Annotated in this window: 2 protein-coding genes; both read right to left on the bottom strand. The window is 67.4% G+C overall.

From position 1 onward, the window contains the following. A partial coding sequence (locus LQV45_RS34420; protein ID WP_230012366.1) for an aldehyde dehydrogenase family protein occupies window positions 1–738 on the bottom strand: 738 nt, incomplete at its 3' end. A gap of 47 nt (window positions 739–785) precedes the next feature. Then, the coding region (locus tag LQV45_RS34415; RefSeq protein WP_230012364.1) for a thiamine pyrophosphate-dependent enzyme at window positions 786–1151 on the bottom strand (366 nt) is incomplete at its 5' end.

Genomic DNA, 1151 nt, shown 5'->3' with positions numbered 1-1151 from the left:
GCCGTGGGCGGTGGCGGTCTCGTGGACGTACTTCGCGATCGGGGTGGAACCGACGAAGGAGATGCCGTCCACGTCCGGGTGGGTCAGGAGGCCGTCGACCGTTTCCTTGTCGCCGTGCAGGACCTGGAAGACGCCGTCGGGCAGCCCGGCCTGCTTCCACAGCTTGGCGAGCAGCATCGAGGCGGAGGGGTCGCGCTCGGAGGGCTTGAGGATGAAGGCGTTGCCTGTGGCGATCGCCATCGGGGCCATCCACAGCGGGACCATGACCGGGAAGTTGAACGGGGTGATGCCGGCGACGACGCCGAGCGGTTCGCGGAAGGAGAAGACGTCGATGCCGGTGGAGACCTGGTCCGAGTAGTCGCCCTTGAGCAGCTGCGGGATGCCGCAGGCGAACTCGATGACCTCGAGTCCGCGGCCGATCTCGCCCTTGGCGTCGGAGAGGACCTTGCCGTGTTCGGCGGTGATCAGTTCGGCGAGCTCGTCCACGTGGGAGGCGACGAGTTCGCGGAACTTGAACAGCACCGCGGTGCGCTTGGCCAGGGAGATGTCGCCCCAGGAATCGGCGGCAGCGCGGGCGGCGGCGACGGTGGTGTCCAGGTCTTCCCGGTTGGCCAGCCGCAGCTCCGCGGAGACGGCGCCGGTGGCCGGGTTGTAGACGGGCTGGGTGCGGGTGCCCTCACCGGCGGTTTCGGCGCCGTTGATGAAGTGGCTGATGGTGGTGACGGTCGTCGTTGACATAGTGGTGGACTTCCTTGGTCTGTGGCTGTTCGTGGTGATGAAGGGGGTCAGCCGAGCAGCTTGCGCTGGCGGGCCTTGTGGTCGGTGTAGGTCTGGAAGGCCTGCTTCGTGGAGTCGAGCTCGGAGACCTGGGAGACCGGAACGTCCCACCATGACTCGGAGCTGGGGGCATCCAGCAGTGGGTCGGATTCAACGTGAATGACGATCGGGCCGCCGCGTTCGGGGGCTGCTTTGGCGTCCCGGATGGCCTGCTCGAGCTCGGCGATGACCTTCTCCCCCGGTTCGATCCGGATCACCTTCACGCCGAGGCTTTCGGCGTTCAGGGCCAGGTCGACCGGGAGCCGGTCGCCGTCGTCGAAGCTGTGGTGTTCCTCATCCAGCGCCCGGTACTGGGTGCCGAAGCGCTGGGAACC

It is taken from the genome of Microbacterium sp. Bi128, from assembly GCF_918698205.1.
This window is presented reverse-complemented; position numbering and strand designations above follow the sequence as displayed.